Origin of the sequence: uncultured Aquincola sp., assembly GCF_964001545.1 — a bacterium.
GTDB lineage: Bacteria > Pseudomonadota > Gammaproteobacteria > Burkholderiales > Burkholderiaceae_C > Aquincola.
On sequence record NZ_CAXFDV010000809.1, the window covers coordinates 1 to 3,410 of the forward strand.

General features: G+C 70.4%; 4 protein-coding genes. 2 read left to right on the forward strand and 2 right to left on the reverse strand.

The window, feature by feature from the left end; genetic code table 11:
- On the reverse strand, positions 1 to 247 hold a 247-nt coding region (locus ABNT58_RS28115), incomplete at its 3' end, for a hypothetical protein (RefSeq protein WP_348756673.1).
- A gap of 238 nt (positions 248 to 485) precedes the next feature.
- On the opposite strand from ABNT58_RS28115, the gene ABNT58_RS28120 reads away from it, so the two are divergent.
- Both ABNT58_RS28120 and ABNT58_RS28125 read left to right on the forward strand, forming a co-directional pair.
- Positions 486 to 1,766: a solute carrier family 23 protein gene (locus ABNT58_RS28120; protein ID WP_348756674.1), complete on the forward strand. Its 1,281-nt coding sequence runs from the start codon at positions 486 to 488 to the stop codon at positions 1,764 to 1,766.
- Positions 1,767 to 1,775: 9 nt separating this feature from the next.
- Positions 1,776 to 2,918 (forward strand): DNA alkylation repair protein, encoded by a 1,143-nt coding sequence (locus ABNT58_RS28125; RefSeq protein WP_348756675.1) that lies wholly within the window; start codon positions 1,776 to 1,778, stop codon positions 2,916 to 2,918.
- 106 nt (positions 2,919 to 3,024) lie between these two features.
- Here the strand turns inward: ABNT58_RS28125 and ABNT58_RS28130 are convergent.
- The coding region (locus ABNT58_RS28130) for an Lrp/AsnC family transcriptional regulator (RefSeq protein ID WP_348756676.1) at positions 3,025 to 3,410 on the reverse strand (386 nt) is incomplete at its 5' end.

Here is a 3,410-nt window from a genome sequence, read left to right on the forward strand (position 1 = left end):
TGCTGACGCCCAGGCGGGTGTCCAGGCGCCGGTCTTCGAAGTTCTCCAGCAAAAGCGGCTGGCCACCTTGATAGAAGCCTGCCGGGATGTCGGCCTCGGACTGGTAGGCAGCATCGCCCAACCAGACCAGCGCGCCGGACGCTTGGGGGTTGGTGCTGGCCAGGGCCGGTGACAACAGCAGTGCCGCCGGCAGGCAGCAAAGGCCCGCTCGCACGTCGGCCAGTGCCGACAGCAGCGTCGCGGTCAAAGTCAGTGGTGTGCTCACGAAACGGCTCCTCGGGGGTGTTCCTGCCAGGGCGGCGGTGGTTGGAGGCGGACTCTAGGCAGCCAGCCGTCTCCGCAGCGTCTCAGCGCAGCGACGCAGCGCACTGCGTTCTTAGGGAATGGGCGCCGCCGACGGCATCGGAAAACCCTGCCGCACCAGCGCGGTGCGGCGGCCTGCTTTGCGCCGACAATCGCGCCCCGCAAGAGGAGCGAGATCGACGATGAGCAGTTTTTTCCCGAGATGGACCCGCAAGACCACCGGCGAGGTGGCGCCCGATGAACGCCTGCCCGGCGGCCAGACGCTGGTCATGGGCATCCAGCACGTGGTGGCGATGTTCGGCAGCACCGCGCTGGCGCCCATCCTGATGGGCTTCGACCCCAACACCTCGATCTTCTTCTCGGGCATCGGCACGCTGCTGTTCTTCCTGCTCACCGGCGGCCGGCTGCCCAGCTACCTGGGCTCGAGCTTCGCCTTCATCGGCGTGGTGATCGCGGCCACCGGCTATGCGGGCAGCGGCCCCAACCCCAACATCGGCCTGGCGCTGGGCGGCATCATCGCCGCGGGCGTGGTCTACATCCTGATCGGCCTGGTGGTGCAGATGCTGGGCACCGGCTGGATCGAGCGGCTGATGCCGCCGGTGGTCACCGGCACGGTGGTGGCCGCCATCGGTCTGAACCTGGCACCGGTGGCGGTGCGCAGCCTGGGCGCCACGCCGTTCGAGGTGGGCGTGGGCCTGCTCACCGCGCTGGCCGTGGGCCTGGTGGCGGTGCGCGCCGGCGGCGTGGCCGCACGGCTGCCCATCCTGCTGGGGGCGCTGGCGGGCTATGCGCTGTATGCCATCGGCGCGAACGTGCTGGGCTGGGGCAAACCGATCGACTTTGCGAGCGTCGGCCAGGCGGCCTGGTTCGGGCTGCCGCGCTTTTCGGCGCCGGTGTTCGATGCTTCGGCGATGGCGCTGATCGCGCCGGTGGCGGTGATCCTGGTGGCCGAGAACCTGGGCCACGTGAAGGCGCTGGCCGCGATGACCGGCCGCAACTTCGACCCGCTGATCGGCCGCGCCTTCATCGCCGACGGCCTGGCCACCGTGGTCTCCGGTTCGGGCGGCGGCACCGGCGTCACCACCTATGCCGAAAACATGGGCGTGATGGCGGTCACCCGCATCTACTCGACGCTGGTGTTCGTGGTGGCGGCCGGCGTGGCGCTGCTGCTGGGCTTTTCGCCCAAGTTCGGCGCGCTGATCCTGACCTTGCCGGTGCCGGTGGTGGGTGGCCTAGCGCTGGTGGTGTTCGGCCTGATCGCGGCCACCGGCGGACGTATCTGGGTGATGAACCAGGTGGACTTTGCCAAGCCGCGCAACCTGATCGTGGCCGGCACCGCACTGACGGCCGGCGCCGGCGACCTGACGCTGTCGATCGCCGGCTTCAAGATGGGGGGCATCGGCACCGCGACCTTTGGCGCGATCCTGCTGTATCACCTGCTGCGCGAGCGGCGCAGTTCATAGCATCGGACCATGGCTGAGCCGTTCAAGCACCTGATCAATGCCGGCCTGGTGGAACGCGCCGGCGAGCAGTTGCGTGAGGCTTGGCCACGCTTCGACCGCGCCACCTTCACGCAGCTGGCCACCAACGGCCTCGACGCGCTGGAACTCAAGGCCCGCGCCCGCCATGTGGCCGCGGCGCTGCAGGCCACGCTGCCCGATGACTTCGACGCCGCCTGCGGCGTGCTGGAACGCAGCCTGGCCGCGCCGGTAGCGCCGGACGCCGGCATCGTCGCACCTGACCGTGGCGACGCACCCGGCCTGGCCGGCTGGATTGTCTGGCCGATGACCGAATGGGTGGCCGCCCACTGCTTGACTGAGCCGGAGCGTGCACTGCAGGCCCTGCATGCGATGACCCAGCGCTTCACCGCCGAGTGGGCGGTGCGGCCGTTCATCGTGCAGCACCCGGCCCTGGCCTGGGCCACGCTGGCCCGCTGGTGCGGCGACGAGAGCGCCCACGTGCGCCGCCTGGTGAGCGAAGGCAGCCGGCCGCGCCTGCCGTGGGGCCTGCGGCTGCAAGGCCTGGTGGACGACCCCACGCCCACGCTGCCGCTGTTGGCCCGGCTGCAGGACGACGACAGCGACTATGTGCGCCGCAGCGTGGCCAACCACCTGAACGACATCGCCAAGGACCACCCGGCGTTGGTGGCCGACTGGCTGGACCGACACCTGCCCGAGGCACCGCCGGCGCGGCGAGCGATGCTGCGCCATGCCAGCCGCACGCTGATCAAGCAGGGCGATGCCCGCGTGCTGGCCGCCTGGGGCCTGGGCGCGGCGCTGAAGGGCAGCGCCACGCTGACCCTCTCACCCGCCCACGCGGTGCTGGGCGGCGATGGCGTGACGCTGCAGGTGGCACTGCAATCCACCAGCCGTCAGCCGCAGGTGCTGGAAGTGGACTATGCGGTGCACCACGTCAAGGCTGCCGGCGGCGCCACCGCCAAGGTCTTCAAGGGCTGGCGCCTGACGCTGGCGGCCGGCGAGCAGCGCACGCTCATCAAGCGCCATGCACTCAAACCCATCACCACCCGCCGCTACCACGCCGGCTGGCATGCGGTGGACCTGCGGGTCAACGGGCAGGTGGTGGCGCAGGCGGGGTTCGAACTGCAGCTGGACTAAGGTGGCCCCCAAGCTCGCTGCGCTCGCGCCCCCCCAAGGGGGATCTCAGTCCCTTGGGGCGGCCCGGCGGGACTGAGCGCGCCCGGCGCGGCAGCCGGTTTCAAGGCTAGACGGGAAACGCCGTCGTCGACAGCACCTGCTTCAGCGCGATGAAGCTGCGGATCTGGCGCACGCCGGGCAGGCGCAGCAGTTGTTCGGCATGCAGGCGGTTGAAGCTGTCGTTGTCGCGGGTGCGCAGCAGCATGAAATAGTCGAACTCGCCGGTGATCACGTGGCACTCCATGCAGCCACTGACCTTGGCCGCCGCCTTCTCGAAGGCCGCGAAGCTGTCGGGCGTGCTGCGGTCCAGCACCACGCCGATCATCACCAGCATGCCGGCGTCCAGCGCCACCGGGTTGAGCAGCGCCACCGTGCCGGTGATCAGCCCGGCACGCTTGAGGCGGTCGACCCGCCGCAGGCAGGCCGGCGCGCTCAGGTGCACCTTGGCCGCCA